Origin of the sequence: Pseudoalteromonas luteoviolacea (assembly GCF_001696455.1) — a bacterium.
Lineage (GTDB): Bacteria > Pseudomonadota > Gammaproteobacteria > Enterobacterales > Alteromonadaceae > Pseudoalteromonas > Pseudoalteromonas luteoviolacea_C.
In genome coordinates this window covers 90065-114078 of record NZ_MAUJ01000004.1, presented here as the reverse complement: position 1 = coordinate 114078, position 24014 = coordinate 90065, and the positions used below count along the sequence as shown (strand labels likewise).

Genomic DNA, 24014 nt, shown 5'->3' with positions numbered 1-24014 from the left:
CGTTCACTGTTAATAACAAGGACAATACGATGAAACGAAGCAACTCTTTTGATGATGCCAAAGCCACAAGTTCGCAGCCTCCTTTACAACAAGGCAACGCCCTGACTTTAACCCGACAAAAATCCATGCTCTCGCCGTTGTCGCAAAACCTAGACGGTGAAACCGTCAATCAGCAATCATCAGGAGTCGACAAGGAAAATAAAATGTTGCATGCGACTCTTGATGAAGAGATCAACGCACAGCGTGAGGTTTTGGCGGTTAAGAAAAAAGAAATGATCGAAGCCGCTAATATATTCATTAAAAACAACGGTAACCAAAAAGGCTCTTATCTGCAAGCACTGTTCAATTTGTGTCAGCAACTTTTCGATCGCGCAGCGAATTTTAAAAAAACCATGGACACAGATTTCAAAATCAAGGCCCAATACCTGCGTCAACTAAAGCATACCGTACAACCTGCTTTTGAAATGATCACCAAACTGGTGGTAAGAAGTAACGAAATTCGCAATCAGGATAGTGATGCTTTTCGCAATCATTTGCTCACCCATGTCAGTCATCAAGTGGACGACTTAACAAACTGGAACGACAACTATCACCCCAAATCAGGTTATATCTGCGGTATTCCTGAATACATTGATTTGCTCGGTGGTGAAATCCCTCTGCCCATCATCGATTTAATCGGTTCGTTTTACCACGCTGATTTTAAAATAGAAGATGCCAAGGAATACAGCAGCCCATCAAATCGCTCAATCACACCGGATGCTCCCGGAAAGATACGCAGTTGGCATCTGAACGGTTCAGGAAAATTGCCTGTAGCCAGCCTGAAAATAACCAAAGGTGATGTTAAGAGGTTTATCGACAATAAAAAGCGGCCTGCAGTCGCACGTTACCCACTACAAACCCAATTCACAAATGAATGGGCTAAAGATATGACTAACAATCGGGCATTTCAAAACAAGATAGCAACAACCTACCAGTTCGACACAATAGCTGAATTTCACGACCATTTGCGTAAGCTGAAATTCGCCGCCAACTATATCGAAATCAATGCCACGGGCTACACTGAAGGATGTACCCAAGGAAGGCTGATTTACGATTTTGACAATGATAGATGGTATATCACCCCAGACCACTATCTTACGGTAGTCGAATTAAGGGTGCCCGATTGGTTTAAAAAATCTCAACAGGGCGATGTTACCGCAGTAAAAGTGACCACCACAAAGGCAGCAGGCAGTAAATCCCCCCCCATCAACAACAATACCATCAATTGGAACAACTGTTTGATAGAAGCCATCGCTGAAAATGCTGGTGTCAATCTAACTGCCACCAACATCCAAAATATCAGAAACACTCTGTTGGACGCACCTCACAGTATACCTTTAGGCACCATGTTGTGGGCAGACACAGCCGTGGTGCAGGTCATTTTGACCGAATTGGGGTTACAGGGAAGAACGGTCATTTTGTACTATGGTAATAACATGGCTCAGGAATTAAACGGCGGAGTTGGCCCAGTGATTGAAATCACCAACCGAGGCACCTTGCACTTTGAGCCAGGAGCTATGTAATAGGTCAAAACGACTGGCGCCGAATGTTGATCTGCACACTCATTGCCACTTGCTTACACCGTACTTGCACAATCGCAAGGGGTAATCACTCATCATTACCCTTTTTAGGTTGATATTTACGGTGTAATTATCGTGATAAATTCTATAATAAAAGGCGCCAATACAACAAAACAGCAGCTATGTTACTGTAATCAATGGGGTCAGAGTTAATGATTTTAAATATGCATAGTACTCTTACCCCAATCAAACGCTAATAAGATTGTGAATCAGGATCGAATGACTCTGACCCTTTGATCCATTTGCTCAGCTTGAATATAGCTCCAAGACACCTTCACTAAAAACTTTCTCATAACGCCCTTACACTGGCTGTATTTACAGTATATTTAAGGGCTTAATTTACTGTTTCAGGTATTAATTGACATTTATTTTTAATTCGAAAATTAAAAATTGCGGCCCTCAATACACTCTGTAAGTATTTTAAAAGGAAACGGTAAAACAGTTGCTACTTTATTCCTAATATAATAACTAGCTGTCATTTCAACACATTTTCGTTTCAAATATTCAGGACCATCCAAAAAGCGAATATGATTAAATTGTCCGCGACTAAACTTGAAACCACCTTTTGGTATACCAACAAAATATGCAGAGTGTTCCGCATCGTAAAAGTGACCTGTTTGTGATTCCAAATACTCGTTATGCTGCCCCTTAAGTGAATAATTTAACAAGATTCCAGCCTCCTCAAAGTATCCATCGAAAAAGGACTTTTCAGCATTCGAGCGATATTGAATACCTTCTTTTTTTATTTGGTCTTTGTAGAACTCGCTATTGCTCGGAAATCGTTCCAATAAAGACTGGAGGCGTGATGTTAATGGATCTACAGACTTACTGTTTGCAGATAAAAATTTATCAATATAATCTCTAGTAATACCCTCAACACTACTCTTTTCTAATTGATTGAGAATATCAAAAAGCACCGCCCCATCAGGGACTGCAGCAATCCCCTCATGAACGATTGAACATACTTGAGGCTCACCCGAACCCATATCGATTACATAGTGTATCTTTTCAAAATAGCGCTGCCTTTCTGGTAACTCTATCCCTAAGTCATCAAAATAAAATTCATCACCTGACTCATATGTGAAGTTACCATCAGTACACTTGAGAATATGATAAATAACAGGGTCATTCTTATATCTCTGTTCAACCGACACAAACCAGTAATCATCATTAAACTCTTGGATCAAAAACTGGTCCTGATTGCACTCCAGCTTAATTGCTATTTCTTTTACCCAAGTATCTATTAGAACCTTTAAAGCTTTACTATCTTTGGCTATGACAGTTGTGTTGTAAGTACTTTGCACAACCTTTTTTTGACCATAAAAGGACTGTTTTTTATCTTCCAATCCAGCAGCTTCATATTCTGCTTTACTATCTAATACAACAAGTGTCGGCGTTTTATCATTAAGCTCATCATCAGAAATGAAGTTAACTTTTACAGGCCATTCTTCATCTTGAAGCTTCTTAAAGCCTTCTTCAGACAGGGAAGCGTTAACAATATTAATACCACCAGCGGTATCAACGACTTCGTAAATTTTATTGTATACAGCTTTAATTTCTGAATTTCCGTAATGTTGTCGCCAATCCGCCTTAATCTGCTTTAAGCTCATATCAACTGCACCGTTAAACACCTTTTTCATTAGAGTGACATAATGATGTAGCGCACCAGTCCTAGACTTTCTGAGGGAAATTGTTTTTTGTCCCGATATATCAATAGCATTACTTGTAAACTTACCTTTTCCCGGACTATTGATCATAAGTGAACCATCCTTATCCCGCTTCAATATTCCTGTTGTCAGGTCAAAAGAAAATTTAGGAGCTTGCTCTATAAAGGCTTGAGGTTTAAAAACCATTTCAATTGGACAAAAAACTGTCCCTTTAAGCTCAATAAACAATGAATCAAAGCGAAGACTTTCTTTAATATCAACGCTTACACATTTATGAACGGCTTCTTTTTTGAAAGTGTCAGGCTCTAAATAAAAATATGTCTCACCCAATCCTGAAAAAACCTGCTCTCCAGCTAACTTCCCTAATGCCCTAGTTAGCAAACGAGTTATCAATAGATCATCGCAATCTACGAAGTTTGATGACACAAACCCTATATCAGGGAGTTTCTTTGGTGCTTCTGCACCTTTATTTAAAAGTATCCAATATTTTCCACCATGCGAGATTAAACCAAGTGGCGATGTGTGTTTATCAATTTTAGATAGCCTTTTCCCCCAACTTAATTGCTGACTTTCTGCGCTAAAACTGACTTGGTAAAGATCGAATAATTGGGATAATTCAGCATGGTTAATGAACACATCGATTAATGTCGTAAGGCTTCTGCTCATTTACTAAGTCCTTTTAAAGTTTCAAGAAAGTTTAATAGTTGTTCCATTGGTGGAGTATTAGACTGTCCCGTATTGATATCGATTATACCGGGCACATCGATAACATCTGCTTCTAATAACTTAGCTGATTCAACAAGCAACTCTCCACCCTTGTAAAAATTTGATCCTTTTATTGTGCTGCCGTCTTCATAAGACACGTTGATATACATCGCTTGTATTTTCTTGCCATTGAAACGGGCTGGTATTTCATTCTTTATATTTTCTAGTTTAGCTTTGCACTTTTCTAGCGTGTCGTCTCTTTGCAAGCATGACTTCTCAACATCCCAATGCTTCACATCAATCAGTAAAATTCTATAGCCTATTTCTAAAAAGCCATCAAACCACTCAATGGTGCCCTCTGGCATTTCTTCCACCTTGTAGCCAAATTCATTTAATATGGCAAAAACTGTTTCTTCCCCTAATGCGCCCATGTAGATATCATACATAGCGGGTGCAATTAGGTACTCATGTTTTCCAAATGAGGTAGCGAACCTACTTTCATCAAAGTGTTCCTTAACGGCTTTATTCTGCATGAGAACATCCAACTTAGCAGATAAACCTGATACTATTTTCTGCCCCGCATAATCGTCAGAATTTATAAATACCTGCGTTACTCCGTTTTCGTCTTTATAGTCAATATGGTAACTATAACTTCCTAATACCTCTGACCGAATGTAGTATCTATTCGGCTCACCAATTGGCATTTCTGATGCTGTTGGTGCTTGGAGTACTAGACTTCTCAATCGATTATATTGACCAATTGCATCACTATTTTGGTGGCGATAAACACTCGTAATTAACCTTTCAATATGAGCGTGGTTTCGGCTCGCTTTAGCCGAGTATGAATGGGTTAGTTTCTGTTTTGCTTCATATTTACAGTCAGATTTTATTTTGGAAATTAGAGAAGAGTACTCAACTGATAAATAAGCCAAGTCTCGGTTATCTGATGCCAATGTTTGAATAAAGTCAAACTCAGCATCAAACATGATGCTTATCTCTTTCTGCTTTAACTCAGTTCTACACATCCTGCCTAACGCCTGCTCAATATACCTAAATACGGCATATCTATAGTCGTCAGTATCTTTATAAAAACCGATCAAAGAACTTACTGACATACCCTTGACATTAGTCGCAATAAATTTATTCAAAATTGGTTTCACATCATTGGCAACAATAACCTCTTTTTCATGGAGCATTAGTGCATCGTGAATATTTTTCTTTATCGCAAGACTTCTATCTTCCGCTTGTTGATCTTCAAAAATAAACCTACCAATAAGACTCTTAGGTTGCTCAATATATATAGAGTCAATGTCTGTCTTGTTTTGCAACGGTGGCTCATCTTCTGGGCCAATATAAATAAAATCACTTATATTATTTACTTTATATGATGGTGATAGCCCAGCCCCAGTAGCTTGATAGTTGGTTATTACTACAACTTTTTCTTCTGATTCCTCTAGCAATTGAAGAACAGAGTTAAACTTCTCATTTCTAAAAGAGGCAGCATTTATATTTTCAAAAATTCTGACTCCATATTTGCGACCCACAAATTCCATGAACTTAAAAAATTCATTACCTTTGTAGCTGTTGTTTAACATGCAAAACAGATATCGATTAGAGTGATGTTCTGAAAACCTTTTAATAGCCCCGATTAACTTATTAACCCTGTTTTTTGCAAACGAAATTGATTTTGGTGAAGCTTCTAGTAATTGGCATAATCTATTTTCTAACATCAACTCATCAATATTGATCCCCAAAAACTCTTTGTAAAGAAACTCAATCCCTCCTCGCAATTCGTTTTCAGAGATAGATAGCACGTTGATGTCAACCTGACACTCTTTATACCGGCGCTTTGATAAATACTCTCGTTGTATTCCTTGCTTTTGAAGCTCACTTAACTGCTTAAATTTGTCACCCAATACGTTATCAAGGTAAGCTAAATCAAAGTTATGGATAGCTGAAGGGCTAGTGGCAGTTGCACTTATACCCAGTATTTTGGCTCCCTCCAATACCCAGTTTGCTAGTAATCCTGTCGGTGTAAGAGCTAATTCAAAAGTTGCTGCTGTCGCGGTATTATCTAATTCACTAAACTTACTAACCTTAGCTATTTCGAACCCACTGTCATGATAGCTATAAGACTTATAGTCTTTTTGTACACGAAAACTCAATCTAGCACTTAACAAGGAAATGACATCCTTGCTTAGTTCCGCTAGACCGAAATGGTTTAGCACTTTAACAATAAGGTCTTCGGTTGAGTGTGGCTTGCTGCCGTCAGTTTTACGTAAATTATTCGACAAGGTATTTGTGGCGCTGAGCATGGCATTACAAAAAGAACGGACAACTTGACTTGCATTGTTCACAAAAGTGATTGAACTTTTTCCCCCTCCGGCTCCTATTTCATGTGATCCATTAAACTCGTCTATTTTAGAATTAAGCTCATCATGCTTAAAGTTAATCGTGTGCAACGACATTCTGTCAGATAGCATGGTAAACACTCTATTCTGGTTTTCTATGCCTGCCTGAATGGTAGCGTCATTTATAAAGGGTCGAAGGTTTACGTTCCATTTAGAATCAAACTCTGTTAGCAGTTCTCGGAACTTGCTGAAGCTCTTATCGACACCTTCAAACTCATCATCGCCTTGAACCTTAAAACTTTGAAAACTTGAATAAAGCCTTCTAACGAGTGATATCACATCAAAATCTTTCCCCCCCTTTAATAGATGACTTAGGAACTCACCCTGTTGACGATCAAATTCATCGATAATGATCAACGAATCTTTTAGAACATCACTAACCCTGTGATTCTTATTAAGTGCATGCCAAGGATATAATAGCTTTGCCGACGTCATAAAAATAACTTGGGTTGATTCTTCATCAATTCGACTTGCAGGGAATAGTTTTTCAAGTACGCCATTCACTATGGACGTTTTAGAAAACTCTTTTTTATTTAACTTATCTTTGAATATTGATTGGATAGTTCTAAATAACTTACTGTAACGCTCACTTAATTCATCATTTAACTGGTTATGATTTAATGATTGAGCTGCTTGTGTCAGTATTTTAATACTATCCTTTAGCGTAATAATCTTGCGGTAATGTGCTCCTTCAACTTCACTAAGCAATACTTGCCAATCATCTTCATGAAGTAATTTAATTGAGCTCTCTTGAGAGGGAATATGAATGATGTTATTAAGAAATTGTTTTTTTTGACTTGATGTAAGTCCATCATCGGAATTGACTCGGTGAATCAATGCCTCATAAGCTTCGGTAACATTAACTCTTAAGTTGGTTGTATAGATGATTTTCTTTCGAGAGTCACTGATTAAGTGTTCCAACTGAAGTTCTGTAGCTTGATAGGTTTTCCCTAACCCTGTTTGTGCATCTACCAGTGCAATGAAACCTTCCTCAACTTGCACAACTTCTGGCCCTGCTAAATCAATATATGCTTTATAAAGCTCGCTATTCATTCAAATTCTATCCTTATAAGTTGAAGCACAAAATAATACTTACTTTTATAATCTGCGCTTTGACTTAGAGTAAATCTCACCCAAATACAGAATATTTTTCACACGTTAAATTTAATGTATATTATTGCTACATGGAATCAAAGGGGTCAGAGTCATTGATATTTCAACCCAAGCAACCAAACCCACAGACAACTCCACTCCCCTTTCTATCACGCCTGAAAATAAGTAATTGATGAGTTATGCGCACGCATGGATGCGAGCCTAGCCACGCTGGCACATGGATGTGCTAATCAGTATTTTTTAATATTTGTGTAAGTTGCTCATTTCACCTTGCGCAAAAGTAACCTTGCTTCGCAACGTATATTTTGCACCTTCATCAAGTGATTATTTGAAGGTTAAGCGTGATAGTTAGGGCGCAGAGGGGTTCCAAGGCGAAGGTCGCACCCGAGAGGCCAGCGGTAGCCGCCCCTTGGTTGTCGTCGCCAACGCGACAAAATGTTTAATTGAAGGCTGCTATTACCAACAAATGCATGATAAAAACTAACAGCTCAGAAAAGTGGATCCTGAACCCAATCCCCACCCACAAAAAAACCGCCTTAATCTCTTAAGGCGGTTTTCGAAATTCCAAGTCGGGAATTAGCCCGACCTAAAATCAATTACTCTGCATATGTCTCAACAGCTGGACATGAACAGATCAGGTTACGGTCACCGTATACGTCATCGATACGCGTTACCGTTGGCCAGAATTTGTCTTTTGCTACAGCAGGTACTGGGAATGCTGCATAGAAACGGTCGTATGCACGCGTCCACTCATTACCTAGTACGTCAGCTTGCGTATGTGGCGCAAATACAAGTGGGTTGTTCTCTACAGACCACTCGCCTGACTCAACCTTTGCAATCTCTTCACGGATTGAGATCATCGCTTCGATAAAGCGGTCAATTTCAACCTTAGACTCAGACTCAGTAGGCTCAATCATGAGTGTGCCCGCTACTGGGAATGACATCGTTGGTGCGTGGAAGCCATAGTCCATAAGACGCTTCGCCACATCCATTTCAGTGATGCCAGAGGCCTCTTTAAGCGGACGCAAGTCTACAATACACTCGTGCGCTACACGGTCATTACGGCCGCGGTATAGCACAGGGTAGTGATCTGCCAATTTCGCTGTTAGGTAGTTCGCGTTTACGATTGCAATTTCAGTCGCTTGCTTAAGCCCTTCGCTGCCCATCATCGCAATGTATGCCCATGAGATAGGTAGAATCGCTGCTGAACCGTAAGGTGCTGCTGAAACGGCACCGTTACCTTCTGTGGTGCCCGCAACATTGATGATGCTGTGGTTAGGCATAAATGGCGCTAGGTGTGATTTAACACCGATAGGACCAACACCAGGACCGCCACCACCGTGAGGGATACAGAACGTTTTGTGTAGGTTTAAGTGCGACACGTCAGAGCCGATGAAACCTGGGCTCGTTACCCCTACTTGCGCGTTCATGTTCGCGCCGTCCATGTATACTTGACCGCCGTGTTGGTGAACAACGTCACAGACTTCGCGGATAGTCTCTTCGTATACACCGTGTGTAGAAGGGTAAGTTACCATGATACAAGATAGGTTCTCAGACACTTCTTCAGCTTTAGCACGTAAGTCGTCAAGGTCGATGTTACCTTGGTCATCACAGCCAACAACCACAACCTTCATGCTTGCCATTTGCGCAGACGCCGGGTTAGTACCGTGTGCAGAGCTTGGGATCAAGCATACATTACGGTGACCTTCGCCACGTGATTCATGGTATTTACGAATCGCGATAAGACCCGCGTATTCGCCTTGTGCACCTGAGTTTGGCTGTAGTGATACTGCATCGTAGCCTGTGATATTTACAAGCCAGTCGTGCAGTTCAGTCATCATAGTTTGATAACCTTGTGCTTGCTCAAGTGGACAGAATGGGTGAAGCTCAGCGAATTCAGGCCAGGTTACTGGGATCATCTCCGCTGTCGCGTTTAGCTTCATAGTACACGAGCCCAAAGAAATCATTGAGTGGTTCAATGCCAAATCTTTGTTCTCTAAACGCTTGATGTAACGCAGCATTTCAGTTTCGCTGTGATACTCATTGAAGTTTGGATGAGTGAGGATCTCGTCATCACGTACCAAACTCGCTGGAATACCTGTGATGTCGTTTGCCGCCACTTCAGCGTCAATCGCAGCCACATCAAGACCATGGCCTTCGCCTAGGATGATGTCGAATAGCTCAGCGATGTCTGCGCGCGTTGTTGTTTCGTTCAGTGCGATTGAGTACTCGCCTGCGTGGTTAATTGCAAAGTTAACTTCATTTGCAACTGCACGGCCAACAACCGCATTTTTGTCTGCTTCTTCAGCCACAACCGTGATGGTATCAAACCAAGTGTCGTGCTTCAGTGCAACGCCTTTAGATTTAAGGCCCGTTGCCAAGATGCTTGCAAAGCGGTTGATGCGCTGTGCAATTGTCTTAAGGCCCTGTGGACCATGGTACACCGCGTAGAACGCTGCCATATTAGCGAGCAATACCTGCGCTGTACAAATGTTTGAGTTCGCTTTTTCACGGCGGATGTGCTGCTCACGCGTCTGCATCGCCATACGTAGTGCGTCGTTACCTAAACGGTCTTTAGAAACACCGATAATACGACCCGGTAGTGAACGCTTGTACTTATCGCGTGTTGCGAAGAAGGCTGCGTGTGGACCACCGTAGCCCATAGGTACACCAAAGCGCTGTGCAGAACCAAGTACTACATCTGCGCCTAGTTTACCCGGTGCTTTTAATAGCATTAAGCTCATGATGTCTGCAGCAACACAGGCAATCGCTTTTTTGTCTTGTACTTGTGCGATAAGGTCTGTGACGTCAACAACTTCACCAGATGTTGATGGGTACTGGAATAGTGCGCCGAAGATCTCGTGATTGACCACGTCGCTCGCAGGGGCAACCACAACCTCAAAACCAAACTGTTCAGCACGTGTGCTTACTACGTCAATTGTTTGTGTGTGTACGTCATCTGCGATAAAGAAGATGTTTGCTTTTTTCGCTTTTGCTACACGCTTCGCTAGGGCCATCGCCTCTGCAGCTGCGGTAGATTCATCAAGCAATGATGCACTTGCCAAGTCTAGGCCAGTCACATCCATAGTTAGAGTTTGGAAGTTAAGAAGTGACTCCAAACGCCCTTGTGCGATCTCTGGCTGGTAAGGTGTATACGCTGTATACCAACCTGGATTTTCTAACACGTTACGTAAAATTACGTTAGGTACGTGTGTTGGGTGATAACCTTGGCCGATGTATGATTTGAATACTTTGTTTTGGCCTGCTACTGATTTCAGGTAGCTTAGCGTTTCAACTTCAGTACGGCTTTCACCAATCTTAAGACCTGTTTCTAAACGAATAGAGTCAGGTACCGTTTGACCGATCAGCTCTTCAACACTTGATACTCCAAGCTCAGCAAGCATCTCGCTTACTTGTGCGGCATTCGGGCCGATGTGGCGACGAATAAAGTCTTGCTTTTGCTCTAATTGTTCAAGAGATTTGGCGTTTGACATTAGTCCAGATTCCTATGATCCAAATTAAGTGGGTGTGTCCTGCATTGATGCCTAGCAAACATTGCCAAGCAAAGGCCTTGGTAACGCAGTCACAAAATAATGCTTTGAGATAAACCAAACCAAAACGGTTTAATTTAACAACAAAAGCCCCAGAAATTGGGGCTTTTAAGTTCTACAACGAATTAGTCTTCGTCGATTGAATTTTGGTAACCTTCAGCGTCAAGTAGGTTTGCAAGCTCTGACTCGTCAGATGCTTTCACTTTGAATAACCAACCGTCGCCGTATGGGTCGTTGTTAACAGACTCTGGAGAATCTTCTAACTCTTCGTTGATTTCAACGATAGTGCCAGTGATAGGCGCGTAGATGTCAGAAGCTGCTTTCACAGACTCAGCAACTGCACAGTCTTCGCCAGCATCTACTTCGTCATCAACATCTGGTAGGTCAACGAATACCATGTCACCTAGCAGCTCTTGTGCGTGCTCAGTGATACCTACAGTGAATACACCGTCGCCTTCAGCGCGAACCCATTCATGTGAAGATGCGTATTTTAACTCGCTAGGAATGTTGCTCATTTTTTGTTCCTTTGGTCATTTATTTGGGCAACTGCCCATTATTCTACTCGTTACAATGATAGCTTAGATCACTGACTTGCCGTTACGTACGAAGCAAGGCTTCACAACTTTAACGTCTACTAGCTTTTTGCGCATTTCAACTTGTGCAGTTTCCCCAGTTGAACGAGGAACACGTGCCAATGCAACGCTAAAACCTAAAGTCGGAGAGAATGTACCAGAAGTTATAACACCTTCGCCACCTTCTACGATAACTTTAGAACCGCCACGTAGTACGCCTTTACTTTCAAGCACTAGGCCAACCAGCTTATCCGTGCTCTTGTCTGCACGTTGCTGCTCAACCACTTTACGGCCGATGAAATCACGATCTTCTGGCTCCCAAGCAATGGTCCAAGCCATGTTTGCAGCCAGTGGAGATACGGTTTCATCCATATCCGAACCGTATAAGTTCATGCCCGCTTCTAAACGTAGCGTATCACGCGCGCCTAAGCCAGCAGGACGCACACCTGCGTCAAGTAATTGTTGCCAAAGTGCTTCAGCATCGTCGTTATGCACAACAATCTCATAGCCCGCTTCACCAGTGTAACCTGTTGTTGCGATGAATAAATTACCAGCTTGTGCACCAAAGAATGGCTTCATGCCTTCAACAGCTGCTTGCTGCTCAGCGCTTAGAATTGTCGCTGTTTTTTCTTTTGCATTTGGACCCTGTACAGCAATCATTGCATACTCAGGACGCTCAGTAACTGTTACTTCAAAGTCAGCTGCCACAGTACCGATGTGCGCAAGATCTTTCTCACGTGTTGCAGAGTTAACAACTAGACGATACTCAGTTTCAGTGAAGAAATAGATGATAAGGTCATCAATTACACCGCCTTGCTCATTTAGCATGCCTGTGTATAGTGCTTTACCAGGCACAGTTAGCTTAGCAACGTCGTTTGCTACTAGCTTACGTAAAAATGCCTGCGCATCCGCACCTTTCACGTCCACAATTGTCATGTGAGACACGTCGAACATACCAGCATCTTGACGCACAGCATGGTGCTCTTCAATTTGTGAGCCATAGTTGATCGGCATTTCCCAGCCATGGAAATCAACCATTTTTGCGCCAGCTTCTAGGTGCTTAGCATGTAGTACTGTTTTAGAAGTCATACTTGTCCTTCACTTTTTGTCTAATGCGACCAACACATACGGTAGTCACACATATCAAGATCACAAGACCTCGAACGGGGTTAATCTTGAGTTGCGCTGCAACTCAAATGCACGGAATTAATTGATACTGAAACCGTCTGCGCTGAGTTTTTCTTGCCAAACCGTCAACGGTTTAGACTGCGCAATCAGTTGATGCTGCTGTACGCCATCTTGCAATAATGTCGTTACAAAGACATCACCACTTTGCTTACCATAGCAAGCTTGAAGATCTGAAATCCCCAAACCCGGTGTCAGCGAAAAATGCGTGAGTAATGAGTCAAACGCAGATTGCCCACAGATTTGGCCAATCATTAAGTCATCACGGCGCATCAATTCGATGTCGTATTCATGCTCATGTTCAGCAACCAAAGCAACTAATGTATTCGCGGCTTCTTGGCCTAACACAAAACGGTATGCAGTTTCACTAAAGTAGTAGACGGCATAACTGTCGCCATTAGCAAACACGCCTTGAATACCGAGCCCAGGTGCAATCAGCTTATTAAGATTGATACCCAGCTCTTTATTAAGAAAAGGGGTCGTTTCGAAGCCACTGAAATCAATCACAACCTGACATTCCAATTTTCTGTAGGCATTTTGCGCAGGAACAGTGCCCTGACGGTGCTTGGCAAAAATAATGGGTGAAAACGTCATACAGCCACCTTAGTGAAATTAAGATGAGCAAAAGTATAGGGTGGCAGATAACCAACAACAAATTGTAATTATTTATCAATTGATAAATAATATTAATGTATTCTAGAATTATAAATAGCTTTTTTAAATATGAAGAACTTATCAATTGATGGCCTACGCACGCTTGTCACGGTTGTAGAGGTCGGAGGTTTTGCCAAAGCAGGTGAACTATTGGGTTTGTCTCAACCAGCGGTTAGTTTACAGATCCGAAGACTAGAGGACTTGCTCGGTTGCAAGCTGTTTAAAAAACAAGGCCAACGGCAAGTACTCAATCATTATGGCGAACTGTTGCTGCCGCAAGCCAAGCAAATGCTGCAATACAATGACGCGATACTGCAACAATTTACCTCTGAAAGTGTGACTGGGCGTGTGCGCCTAGGCATACCCAGCGAATTTGCCGCACGCATTCTACCCGCCATCATTGGTGATTTTGTGTCTTTGTATCCCGATGTAGCATTGGAAGTGAAGTCAAGACTAAGTAAGCATTTACTATCAATCTCAAGGCAAGACCAATTTGATCTAGTATTAGCGCTGAATGAAGAACTAGAGTCTGTGTCGCATCCCGTATTTATGCGCGATCAACTGGTATGGGTGGGCGATTTAAATCTCGCTAAACAAGAGGTGGTCACCTTAGTTACCGCCCCAGAAGGGTGTATTTATCGCCGCAGAGCCATTGAAGCATTACAAGAAAGCGGCCGGGCGTTTCGTATTGTGTATAGTAATGCCGATCTCACCGGCCTAACTGCGGCATTAAAAGAGGGATTAGGGATCACCGTACTTGCAAAGAGTACTGTGCCCAGCGAGTTGACCTATCAGCAGCATACGACTCACCTACCCGCTTTGGGGCAAATCGGCATCAGCTTAATTAAAAATACCCAAGAATCGGCACATGCTGTGAACAAACTGGCCGAGTTTATTGCACTGCGCCTTGGATAGTACCTTGAGGCGGTTTATTGACCAACCGCCTGCTTTACAAATAGGTTTTTGATTGGGCCTAAATTATCCACCATGCTGAGCCCCAAACCTCTAATTAACTTTTTAGCTGGGTGACTGCCCTCAAAGAGCTCTTTTAACCCCTGCATCATCGCAATGTGTTTTTGCGCATCGAGCTTGCGAGTGCGCTCATATGCTCGCAGCACAGAATGCGCCGCAAACTCACCCTTCTCGTTCGTAAGCACATTAATTAAATGTGCAGCATCTTTGAGCCCTAGATTCATGCCCAAGCCAGCCAATGGATGAATCGTATGCGCGGCATCGCCCATCAATACCACACGGCCTTTAAGCCATTGCTGCGCATAACGCATCGTCAAGGGAAATACCGCTCTGTCGCTTTGCACTTCGCACAGCCCACATTGCATATCAATGGCCGCCGACAGCGACTTATTAAATGCCTGTGGGTCCTGTGACATTAACTGCTCGGCATGCTCTGGAGAAGTCGACCAAACGATTGAATGCATATTGTCTTCATGCAAAGGTAAAAACGCCAAGGGACCAGTTGGTAAAAATACTTGTCTGGCAACATGCTCATGGGGCAAGTCCGTTTTCACAGTTGCCACCAATGCATGATGGTCGTAGTCCCAGAAGCTCAGTGGCATATCAAACAACCTTCTCACACCAGAATTTGCGCCATCCGCAGCGACCAGCAACTTACTCATCACTGGCATACCAGAGTCCAACGTCACCAGCACATCGGTCTCGGTTTGATGAATGGTGCTGTAACGGCTATCAAAGGCCAAAGTCACGTCGCTGTATGCTTGTAACTTTTCATACAGCGCAAAGCGGATCGCATCATTTTCAATGATATGACCCAATTCTGGTAAATCGAGAGAAGCGGCGTCGAACGCGATTTTACCAAAACTGTCAGCGTCTCTTACATCCATCGCGGAATATGGCGTTGCACGGCTTGCGATTATATCGGGCCATACATCTAAGGACTCAAATAATTGCTGACTGGCCAAGCTAATTGCACTGACGCGCATACTGTATTGCTCACCCAAAGGGGCAGGTGCTTTGCCAGCGTCTAAAACCAATACAGAGATATTTTTTTGTGCCAAGCCAAGTGCCAAGGTCAATCCGACACAACCACCGCCGACAATACAAACTTGTGCTTGTTGCATAACGCGTCCTTTATTTAACTCGGCCCATTAGCTGCTTGGCTAATGGCGCTTTGAAATTGGTAAACAGGCTCATCAACAGCAGTCCACAGCTGCGTCCAAAAGCCACCGTACGTGAATGATTTGAAAATAGGCGTACTAACCCATCGGTGAGCGTCATCACTCTCGTGATGTCACGCTCTCGCGCAACCTTATAGGCTTGAGTGAATGCATGGCTACCCCATTCACTGACATCGTGATTATTTAGACACGCATTTAGGCTTTGAATATCACGTACGCCCAAGTTAAAGCCTTGTCCTGCTATGGGGTGTATGGCATGAGCAGCATTGCCAATGATCACAACTCTATGATGCACCACGTCTGACACACGCCCATGCACTAATGGGTAGCTAGAACGCATCCCCACGGCTTCAAAGATTCCGCCGCGATAACCAAACTCTTGCTGTAGTCGCGTTAAGAACTGCGCATCGTCATAAGCCAGTACCTCATCCAGCTCTTCGTGCTTCATACACCATGCAACTGAATACCTATCGTCACTCATTGGGAGCAATGCCATTGGCCCTTGCGGCGTGAAGCGTTCAAAAGCATGGCCTTTATGTCCCTGTGCGACTTTAACATTGGCAATTAAGGCCCCCTGCTCGTATGGAAAACTGCTAAACCCGATATTCAGTAGTGCGCGCGTTGGTGATTGTGCGCCATCGGCAACGACTAACAACTTGGATTGCAGGTGAACCTCCTGCGCTGAAGATGCCATGGCAATCGATACCTCAACATAGTCTGGATGCTGAGTTAATGATGACACCGTCGCAGGACAAAATACCGTAATATCGTGATTTTTAAGTTGCTGATGAAGAAATTGCCCATAAGGGTTAACTTCAACCACGTACCCGAGCGCTTCAACATCATATGCCTTAGGTTCGATGGTGGTTTTACCAAAGTGGCCACGGTCTGACACATTGACCTGTAAAATAGGCTCGGCAAAACGCCACGCTTTACTGAAAAGCTCTAACCTACTCAGATAATCAATGGACTGTTCCGCCAACGCAATACTGCGATCGTCAAAGCTAGGGTGCGTGTCGGCCTTTGGTGCGAAAGCCTCGACGACAGCAATACGACAATGCGGGTGTTGTTTTTTAATACTGACGGCAGCGGTTGCTCCAGCCATACCGCCGCCTACGATTAGCACATCAAAGTGTTGCAAGCCCGATACTCCTAAACTATGCGATTAGGCTTTTTGCATCAGTGCTTCAATCTGTTCGATAGATTTTGGCACATCAACTGTTAAGTTTTCATAACCCGTTTGAGTGACAAGCAAATCATCCTCAATACGTACACCGATGCCTTTAAACTGAGCAGGCACTTCTGCATCTTCGTCAAAGTACAAGCCTGGTTCAATGGTTAACACCATACCCGGTTCAAATGGGCGATCGGCTTCATCTAGTTTGTACTCGCCAACATCGTGCACGTCTAAGCCGAGCCAGTGTCCGAGGCCGTGCATGTAAAATGCCTTGCACGCCTGCGCTTCTAGCAATTCATCAACCGTGCCCGCCAGGATACCAAGCTCAATCAAGCCTTCTGTGAGAATACGCATCACACGATTATTCGCTTGCACTAAAGTTCCACCGGGCTTCACTTCCTCAAACGCTGCCAACTGTGCTTTTAGCACTAAGTTATAAATGTCTTTTTGCGCCTCGCTATATTGGCCACTGACCGGAAAGGTGCGCGTAATATCCGCAGCATACCCTTCAAGCTCACAGCCTGAGTCGATCAAGATCAAATCACCTTGTGTTAGTTCGTCGCTGTTCTCGGTGTAATGTAAAATATTGGCATTGTTACCAGAGCCGACAATGGTGCCGTACGCAGGGTAACGTGCGCCGTTCATTGCATAATGATGATGGATCTCTGCTTCTAGTTGGTATTCCGTCGCCCCCGCTTTGGCAAACTGCATGGCCCTGATATGCGCTTCAGCACTAATTTTTGCCGCTTTTCTCATCACCTCTATTTCTGCGTCAGATTTGAACAAACGCATTTCATGGATGAGCGGGCGAATATCTTGGATCACTTCTGGCGCACGGTAGCCTTTTTTTGGCGCGCCGCGCAACGTTGATAGTGCAGTCCAAATCTTATCGTCAAATGCATCATACGTGCCTTGCGCAAAGTACAGCGTTTGACGGCCATTGATAAAGGTGAGTAACTCGTTGTCTAATTCACTGAGCGCATAAGTTTCATCCATCGCAAATTGGCTTTTTGCTTTTTCAAAGCCTATACGACGGCCGTGCCATATTTCGGCCAACTTATCTTTGTTGCGACAAAACAAAATGCTACTTGCCGCACCTGCTTTGTCTTTGCTCAATACCAATACCGCATCAGGCTCTTTGAAGCCAGTTAAGTAAAAGAAGTCGCTGTCTTGGCGAAATGGAAACTCAGTGTCGCGGCTTCGTGTAATTTCAGACGCCGCAGGGATCACTGCCACAGAATTGTTTTTTAGGTTTTGTAGCAGACGCTGACGACGGGCTACAAACTCTTCATTTTTTATCATAATTAATGCACTGTTTTTGAAGTGGAGGCGTCGCCTTGCTCTCGGCCCATTTCAGCAAAGCATAGCAGCGCAGACACACGAATATACTCAACAACTTCATGGAACGCCTGCTTATCTTCTTCAGTGTCATCAAAGTGCGTATCAAGCTTAGTGATTTCACTAAAGTCGCTGATAACTTCTTTTACATCTGCCGACAGCTTTCCATAGTCTTTTTGTTTTAAACCAAAACCCAGTAAGAAGCCTGACACCCAAGCCACAAGAGCATTGGCACGATCGATAAGCGCTTCTTCTTCCTGTGGTAAATACACTTCGAACGTGTATTCAGGATCGTTAAAGTGTTCCACAACTAGCTTATATAGTTCAGCTAAAAATACTTTTAACTCAACACCAAACCCCTGACCATCGTTAAACACATCACTGAGTAACCCAAGATACTCTTTTTCATCTATGTTTAGGCCACAGGCTAAAATGCCGCTAATGGTGCCATGTACTTCTGAAGGTGCTACAAAAATACCGTGTTTCTCTAGCAATAACTGTGCTTGCTGATAGTCTTTTAGTTCGATCATAAGGCTTAATTCTCATTCACTTGATAGCGTTAATGCTACCATTCGAAGTATAGCAACTCCAACGAATTGTCTGTCATACCGAGAAAAAACCCTTGTTTTATATCTCACAATTACCATTTGTATTATTCCCACACAATTTTTACGAACCAGTGTGCTTTGCGAACGACCAAAGCGTTTATCCCCCCGTTCACGTGCGTGTGTATGTACGTAAAACCAGCAAAATCAGACCACTATTTATTCAGTGTTGTTTTTCACAGCAAACAGACGAGATTTTTTCAAATTTAGGTTTAAGCTGGCCAAGATGTCTTATATACTTAAAGCGTTCCCTAGCTCGCCGGACAGTGGATTATGTCCCTGAGCCGATAAACTTTTTTAAGGGATGCAGTTTATCCACTTTTGCGCAAGCTTGGCAGGTACCGAGAAGCCTACGGTGGGTTGTTGCCTTCCGCCTTGAACCTTAGGGTTCAAGGACTTATATCCGCATCCGCGCAGCCGGGGACACTTCAACATCCATCTAGTAAAATGCGTTTTCACGCCAATTTCACATACAAAAAACGCCCAAAAGTTTCCCCTTGAGCGCTTCGTTTAATTCGTTATTGAGCAGGTTAAATCGACGACTTTCTTTTCACTGGCTGTGCGTACATAGATAGCACAAATTCTTTCAATTCTTGTGGTACAGACTCAAGATTATTATTGAAACATGCCGTCTCTTCGTGACTACTTTGTCCCGCTTCTCCAGCGGCTAAATAGTTGCTTGAATGAAGATGGTAGTTTTCAATGATTTGTTTATCAATGATCTCTGCAAGTTGCTCTGGCGTTTCAAACTCATCATTAATCGGGGTACCAAATGCAACATGGACATTGCCTTTATCAGCACTGAAACCATCAATGATACTCTTGATATCTTCGCCTTCTGCTTTTTGGTATTCACCAAACTGCTGCTTGTGGTAAAGCTCTTTCGCTTTTGCCAAAGCACATGGCTCATATTGATAAGAGATAGAAACTGGCACCACCTTTAACTTACGCACATAATCAGAAAATGGCAGCTTAAGTCTTCGACCATGTAGCTGTAGCATTTTCAGTAGTGCCGGATCTGTAAAGTCAATGCCGTCTTTCGCTCGCCCTTCTTTCTGAGCAATCCAGATAGAGTGGCCTTCATCAAGAGAATCGTGAATATAACCCGATAATTGCGACAAAGCTTTAAGCATCTCTTTGGGTGCTTTTGCTGATCGCTTCACTATGAAACTTTTGTTTAGCCTCATCAATTCGGTGATATAAGGAACTTGCAGCAAATTATCACCTATTGCTATTCGCACCGTAGGCAAATTGTTTTGATGCAGACCCCAGTTCATAAGAGCAGGGTCCAGAACAATATCCCGATGGTTTGAGATAAACAAGTAGGCACTGTCTTTATCCAGTTGCTCTAAGCCTGAATAGGTCACGTTATCCGTTGTGCGTTCAATCAGCATAGATAAATAAGTGGCAACCTCATTTTGAACAGCCTCTACATTATTTACTGTGCGCCATTTGAACTTTAAACGCGCCCGCACGAGTGGACGACTCACCTTAGGGCAAGATGCTATCCACTTTGGTAAATTATGTTCAGCAATGACATCCAAAAACTGCTCATCGGCTAGTAACCTAGCCAGTGCAGCTGGTACTTCTTCATCGTTATAAGGTCTTATATCTGCGTATTTATCCACTAAATTACTCTTACTGATCTGGATCGTGTGACAAAAAACGGCCTATTCTATCCCGCTCTCTAAAGAGATGCTAAGAATATCAAGTCTGACCACACTATTTGGCCAAGCGCTGTTGCAAATCGATTATAAATAAACGCAGCATTAAGGCAGCGAGGAGCAATGCACTCATTTGGCTTAACCAACTGGGCAACACTTCATGTTCATGGCCCACCATTGGCGCAACTTCAAAGCCAAACTGTACCACTAAATAATCGGTCAAAAAACCAAACACGATAGCAACACCAATTACTGCGACAATATAAGCAGCCACAGCTCTTTGACCCAGCTCTTTTGCGACAACTCCAATAGTGGCCACATTGGTGGCAGGCCCTGCCAACATAAATACCAACACCGCGCCTGGCGAGACGCCCGCGAGCAACAAGCCCGCAGCGATTGGTGTGGACGCTGTTGCACAGATATACATGGGAATGCTGATTAAAATGACCACCAGCATAGCCAGAATACCGTCTCCCCACTGAGCTAAAAACTCTGTTGGCACAAACGTTTGTACTAATGCTGCGAAGAATATACCAATTAAAAGCCAAACCATAGTATCAGATAACAGCTTGTTACAACTAAATTTAGTTGCTTGCCACAGTTTACTGCTAAAGCGCGGCGTGCCTGGTGTTTCGGTCGAACAGCATGATGCCGTTTTTTTCGGTTCGATGTCACGCTCGCAACAACTTTGAGATGTCTGTGTGTCTTCTTTATCTGAATGACAGGTGTGCGCTGTATCCGATGTTTCAGGTTGCTTAATGTCGCAGCAACTGGACTCCACAGCGGTTGTACTGCCATTTTTCAAAACACCAACAGGCGCGATATGTGTCGCCTCTGTACCACAACATGACGTTTGCACTACAGGAGGCGCTGTGTGCTGTTGACTACCACAACAAGGCGATGAACTTGCGGCATGCTGTGCAGTTTCAAGCGGCTCATTCTCACGATTATCTCTGCCCACCAGCAGCCCTGCGGTGATGGCACTGGCTACCGCCGCAATCGGCCGAATAATGGCCATAAAAGGGCCTAATAGCGCATAAGACACCGAAATAGAATCGACGCCGGTTTCAGGCGTCGAGACCAAAAATGCAGTTGTTGCACTTTTAGACCCCCCCGCGCGCCTAAGCCCAATGGCCGCCGGAATAACGCCACATGAACACAGCGGCATGGGTGCACCAATTAGTGCTGCTTTAACCGTTGTCCAAAGTCCTTCTTTGCCCAAATGTCGCTGCAAAAAGTCCTTTGGAATAAACACATTAAGTAAACCTGCCAACAATAGTCCCAGCATTAACCACGGAGCCGACACCACAAATAGTTGCCAAAAATTATCAATTAGCGCCATCTACATCCTCCAATGCGGTTAAAATTGAACACGTATCCGCAGGCTCACTGCCACCACAACATTGGCTCGCAAGCAAAGTCAAAGAGCGCTCAAATATGCTCAACTGGGCAATTCGTTCTCTGATCCAGTCTCGCTTTTGTAACGTCAATGCCTTCACCTCTTCACAACTGTGTAATTGTTTATCTATCTTGATACTCAACAATTCTTGGATATCTTTCAAGTTAAATCCGACTTCTTTTGCGCGAATAATAAACTGCATTCTGTCTACAGCTTGCTTATCATAGAGACGATATCCAGCGGCACTTCTTTCACATGCCGTCAATAATCCTTGCTGCTCGTAATATCTGAGAGTGTCTGTCGAGACATTTAATTGCTTTGCTAACTGCCCTATTCGAAACATGCTTACTGCTCCCTTATTAATCATTCACTGGATTTACCATCACAGCTATACATTGGCGATTACAAAATCAATTGTCGCAATCCCCCTACTTTTGGTTGAAAAGTGGTAAACTGCGCAACGCTTTTTCGAATTTTACTTAATGAACTTTGCAAATCTCGCGGTAATGCTCACTTTTACAGAAACGTCGCTCAAGCGATCTGCATATTTCATCCTAATAGAAAGTATAAACCTTGGTGTTTACTCCAAGGTCAATAACGAGATAAAAATATGAATATTGTAGTTTTGGATGCGGCCACGTTAGCTGGCGCAGATCTGTCTCCTTTGGCGAATTTTGGCACAGTCACCACTTATGAGCACACAGTCGATGAGCAAATTGCTTCCCGGATCCAAGACGCCAACGTTATTGTCTCCAACAAAGTGCAATTGAATGAGCGCCATTTTGCTCAAGCGCCTCAGTTAAAGTTGATTTGCGTTGCTGCAACAGGAACGAACAATATCGATTTGGCCGCAGCAAGAACCGCAGGTATTGCTGTTACCAACGTCGCAGGCTACTCAACGCCTTCGGTGGTCCAGCATACGTTTACTTTGCTCGGAAATTTGATGACCAATATCCACCGTTATGCTGAAGATTGCCGTAATGGTGCTTGGCAACAAAGCCCAATGTTTTGTCGTTTAGATCACACCATCACCGAGATTGCCAACAAGCGCTTTGTTATCGTGGGCTACGGTAACCTTGGTCAAGCAGTCGCCAATGTTGCAAAAGCATTTGGCGCTCACGTAATTGTCGCAGAGCGTCCTAATAGTAAAGAGGTGCGTCGTGGCAGAATGGCTTTCGAAGAAGCTTTGAAAGTGGCAGACATTGTGTCAATTCACTGCCCACTCACGCCACAAACAGAAAACGTCTTTAATGCCGACACCTTGGCCCTATTGCCAAAGCATGCCATTTTAATAAATACCGCACGTGGCGGTATTGTCGATGAAGCGGCATTGGCAAAAGCGTTATCTGACAAACAACTCGCGGCAGCTGGGGTTGATGTTTTATCTACAGAACCTGCGCAACCCGACAATCCACTCATACAGTATCAGGGCGATAATTTGCTACTTACACCACATACAGCGTGGGCAAGTAAAGAGTCTATTGACAGACTCATTGCCGGTATTGCAGACAACATAGACAGCTACCTCAATGGTGGTCAAACAAATCGCGTGATATAACAAGTAAACTTTGAGGTGTTGGCGACTTAATTTTAAGTGGTCTAATCGACTACATTTTGATTGTTTTTGTTATTTTTTTGTTTTTATTACAATTTACAGATTCGATAGAAAAGATAACTCATTGTTTTTATTTAACAAAAATAATTGGCAAAGCATTTGCAATCTATTAAGAAAATTGAAAAACAAATGGATAACTTGGCATCACACATCGCCATATGTTGAGTTACAGAGGATATAAAAATGAAAAAACTACTTGTTGCCACTGCGTTATTAAGCACGACTCTTTTATCTGGTTGTATCGTTGCGGTATCGGATGGTGAAATGCGCCATTACAACAGCAACTGGGAAGCCACACACGAAAGTAACAGAGAAAAAATAAGCAACCTTACTCTGGGCACGACATACAAAGACGTCATTAAACAGTTCGATACGCCTGATTTTACAGAAGCGGTATCAAAGGACGGCCACACATATCAGGTGCTTTACTTTGCCACCAATAGCAAACACTCAGATGGCAAAACCACAAAAGATGAATGCACACCACTTGTATTTAAAGACAAAAAGCTTATTGGCTTTGGTCAATCTGCGGTTGATAACTACTTATAAAACCAACCGAAAACCCGTAACAAATTTCCCTGTTATA

At 43.2% G+C, this 24014-nt stretch carries 17 protein-coding genes and 1 other RNA gene; 5 read left to right on the top strand and 13 right to left on the bottom strand.

Annotated features, from left to right (window positions below; translation table 11 throughout):
• Positions 1-29: 29 nt before the first annotated feature.
• Positions 30-1562, top strand: coding sequence for a hypothetical protein (locus A7985_RS13485; protein WP_065790988.1), 1533 nt, complete (start codon positions 30-32; stop codon positions 1560-1562).
• A gap of 440 nt (positions 1563-2002) precedes the next feature.
• Here A7985_RS13485 and A7985_RS13480 read toward each other — a convergent pair whose 3' ends face one another.
• The 6 genes from A7985_RS13480 to A7985_RS13455 all read right to left on the bottom strand — a co-directional run bounded on the left by A7985_RS13480 (position 2003) and on the right by A7985_RS13455 (position 13417).
• On the bottom strand, positions 2003-3952 hold the full coding sequence (locus A7985_RS13480; RefSeq protein WP_065790987.1) for a hypothetical protein: 1950 nt from the start codon (positions 3950-3952) through the stop codon (positions 2003-2005).
• Positions 3949-7455: a hypothetical protein gene (locus A7985_RS13475; protein WP_065790986.1), complete on the bottom strand. Its 3507-nt coding sequence runs from the start codon at positions 7453-7455 to the stop codon at positions 3949-3951. Before A7985_RS13475 ends, A7985_RS13480 begins: the two co-directional genes overlap by 4 nt.
• A gap of 656 nt (positions 7456-8111) precedes the next feature.
• On the bottom strand, positions 8112-11009 hold the full coding sequence (gene gcvP, locus A7985_RS13470; protein ID WP_065790985.1) for an aminomethyl-transferring glycine dehydrogenase: 2898 nt from the start codon (positions 11007-11009) through the stop codon (positions 8112-8114).
• 182 nt (positions 11010-11191) lie between these two features.
• Positions 11192-11581, bottom strand: coding sequence for a glycine cleavage system protein GcvH (gene gcvH / locus A7985_RS13465; RefSeq protein WP_065790984.1), 390 nt, complete (start codon positions 11579-11581; stop codon positions 11192-11194).
• Between the two features lie 63 nt (positions 11582-11644).
• Positions 11645-12727: a glycine cleavage system aminomethyltransferase GcvT gene (gene gcvT / locus A7985_RS13460; RefSeq protein WP_063374829.1), complete on the bottom strand. Its 1083-nt coding sequence runs from the start codon at positions 12725-12727 to the stop codon at positions 11645-11647.
• Between the two features lie 117 nt (positions 12728-12844).
• A complete protein-coding gene (locus A7985_RS13455) occupies positions 12845-13417 on the bottom strand; it encodes a hypothetical protein (protein WP_065790983.1) in 573 nt (190 codons plus the stop codon).
• 129 nt (positions 13418-13546) lie between these two features.
• Here A7985_RS13455 and A7985_RS13450 point away from each other — a divergent pair, with 129 nt between their 5' ends.
• On the top strand, positions 13547-14392 hold the full coding sequence (locus A7985_RS13450) for a LysR family transcriptional regulator (RefSeq protein WP_065790982.1): 846 nt from the start codon (positions 13547-13549) through the stop codon (positions 14390-14392).
• Positions 14393-14406: 14 nt separating this feature from the next.
• Here the strand turns inward: A7985_RS13450 and A7985_RS13445 are convergent, their stop codons facing one another.
• The 4 genes from A7985_RS13445 to A7985_RS13430 are packed head-to-tail and all read right to left on the bottom strand — an operon-like array spanning position 14407 to position 18675.
• Positions 14407-15573: an FAD-dependent oxidoreductase gene (locus A7985_RS13445; protein ID WP_065790981.1), complete on the bottom strand. Its 1167-nt coding sequence runs from the start codon at positions 15571-15573 to the stop codon at positions 14407-14409.
• Between the two features lie 10 nt (positions 15574-15583).
• Entirely contained in the window at positions 15584-16771 is a 1188-nt protein-coding gene (gene ubiH, locus A7985_RS13440) for a 2-octaprenyl-6-methoxyphenyl hydroxylase (RefSeq protein ID WP_065790980.1), read from the bottom strand.
• A 24-nt stretch (positions 16772-16795) separates the two neighbouring features.
• The gene (gene pepP, locus A7985_RS13435; protein WP_065790979.1) at positions 16796-18109 is read right to left on the bottom strand and encodes a Xaa-Pro aminopeptidase; all 1314 of its coding nucleotides are present in this window, start codon (positions 18107-18109) and stop codon (positions 16796-16798) included.
• Between the two features lie 2 nt (positions 18110-18111).
• Positions 18112-18675 (bottom strand): UPF0149 family protein, encoded by a 564-nt coding sequence (locus tag A7985_RS13430; protein ID WP_065790978.1) that lies wholly within the window; start codon positions 18673-18675, stop codon positions 18112-18114.
• Positions 18676-18995: 320 nt separating this feature from the next.
• Between A7985_RS13430 and ssrS the strand changes: the two genes are divergently transcribed.
• Positions 18996-19178: non-coding RNA, 6S RNA (gene ssrS / locus A7985_RS13425), on the top strand.
• A 102-nt stretch (positions 19179-19280) separates the two neighbouring features.
• Here the strand turns inward: ssrS and A7985_RS13420 are convergent.
• The 3 genes from A7985_RS13420 to zntR all read right to left on the bottom strand — a co-directional run bounded on the left by A7985_RS13420 (position 19281) and on the right by zntR (position 22156).
• The gene (locus A7985_RS13420; protein WP_065790977.1) at positions 19281-20378 is read right to left on the bottom strand and encodes a 1-acyl-sn-glycerol-3-phosphate acyltransferase; all 1098 of its coding nucleotides are present in this window, start codon (positions 20376-20378) and stop codon (positions 19281-19283) included.
• A gap of 94 nt (positions 20379-20472) precedes the next feature.
• A complete protein-coding gene (locus A7985_RS13415; RefSeq protein ID WP_065790976.1) occupies positions 20473-21756 on the bottom strand; it encodes an SO_0444 family Cu/Zn efflux transporter in 1284 nt (427 codons plus the stop codon).
• Entirely contained in the window at positions 21743-22156 is a 414-nt protein-coding gene (gene zntR / locus A7985_RS13410) for a Zn(2+)-responsive transcriptional regulator (RefSeq protein ID WP_065790975.1), read from the bottom strand. Before zntR ends, A7985_RS13415 begins: the two co-directional genes overlap by 14 nt.
• Positions 22157-22423: 267 nt before the next feature.
• Between zntR and A7985_RS13405 the strand changes: the two genes are divergently transcribed.
• Both A7985_RS13405 and A7985_RS13400 read left to right on the top strand, forming a co-directional pair.
• Positions 22424-23371: a D-2-hydroxyacid dehydrogenase gene (locus tag A7985_RS13405; protein WP_065790974.1), complete on the top strand. Its 948-nt coding sequence runs from the start codon at positions 22424-22426 to the stop codon at positions 23369-23371.
• Positions 23372-23611: 240 nt separating this feature from the next.
• On the top strand, positions 23612-23977 hold the full coding sequence (locus A7985_RS13400; protein WP_065790973.1) for a DUF3192 domain-containing protein: 366 nt from the start codon (positions 23612-23614) through the stop codon (positions 23975-23977).
• Positions 23978-24014: the final 37 nt, after the last annotated feature.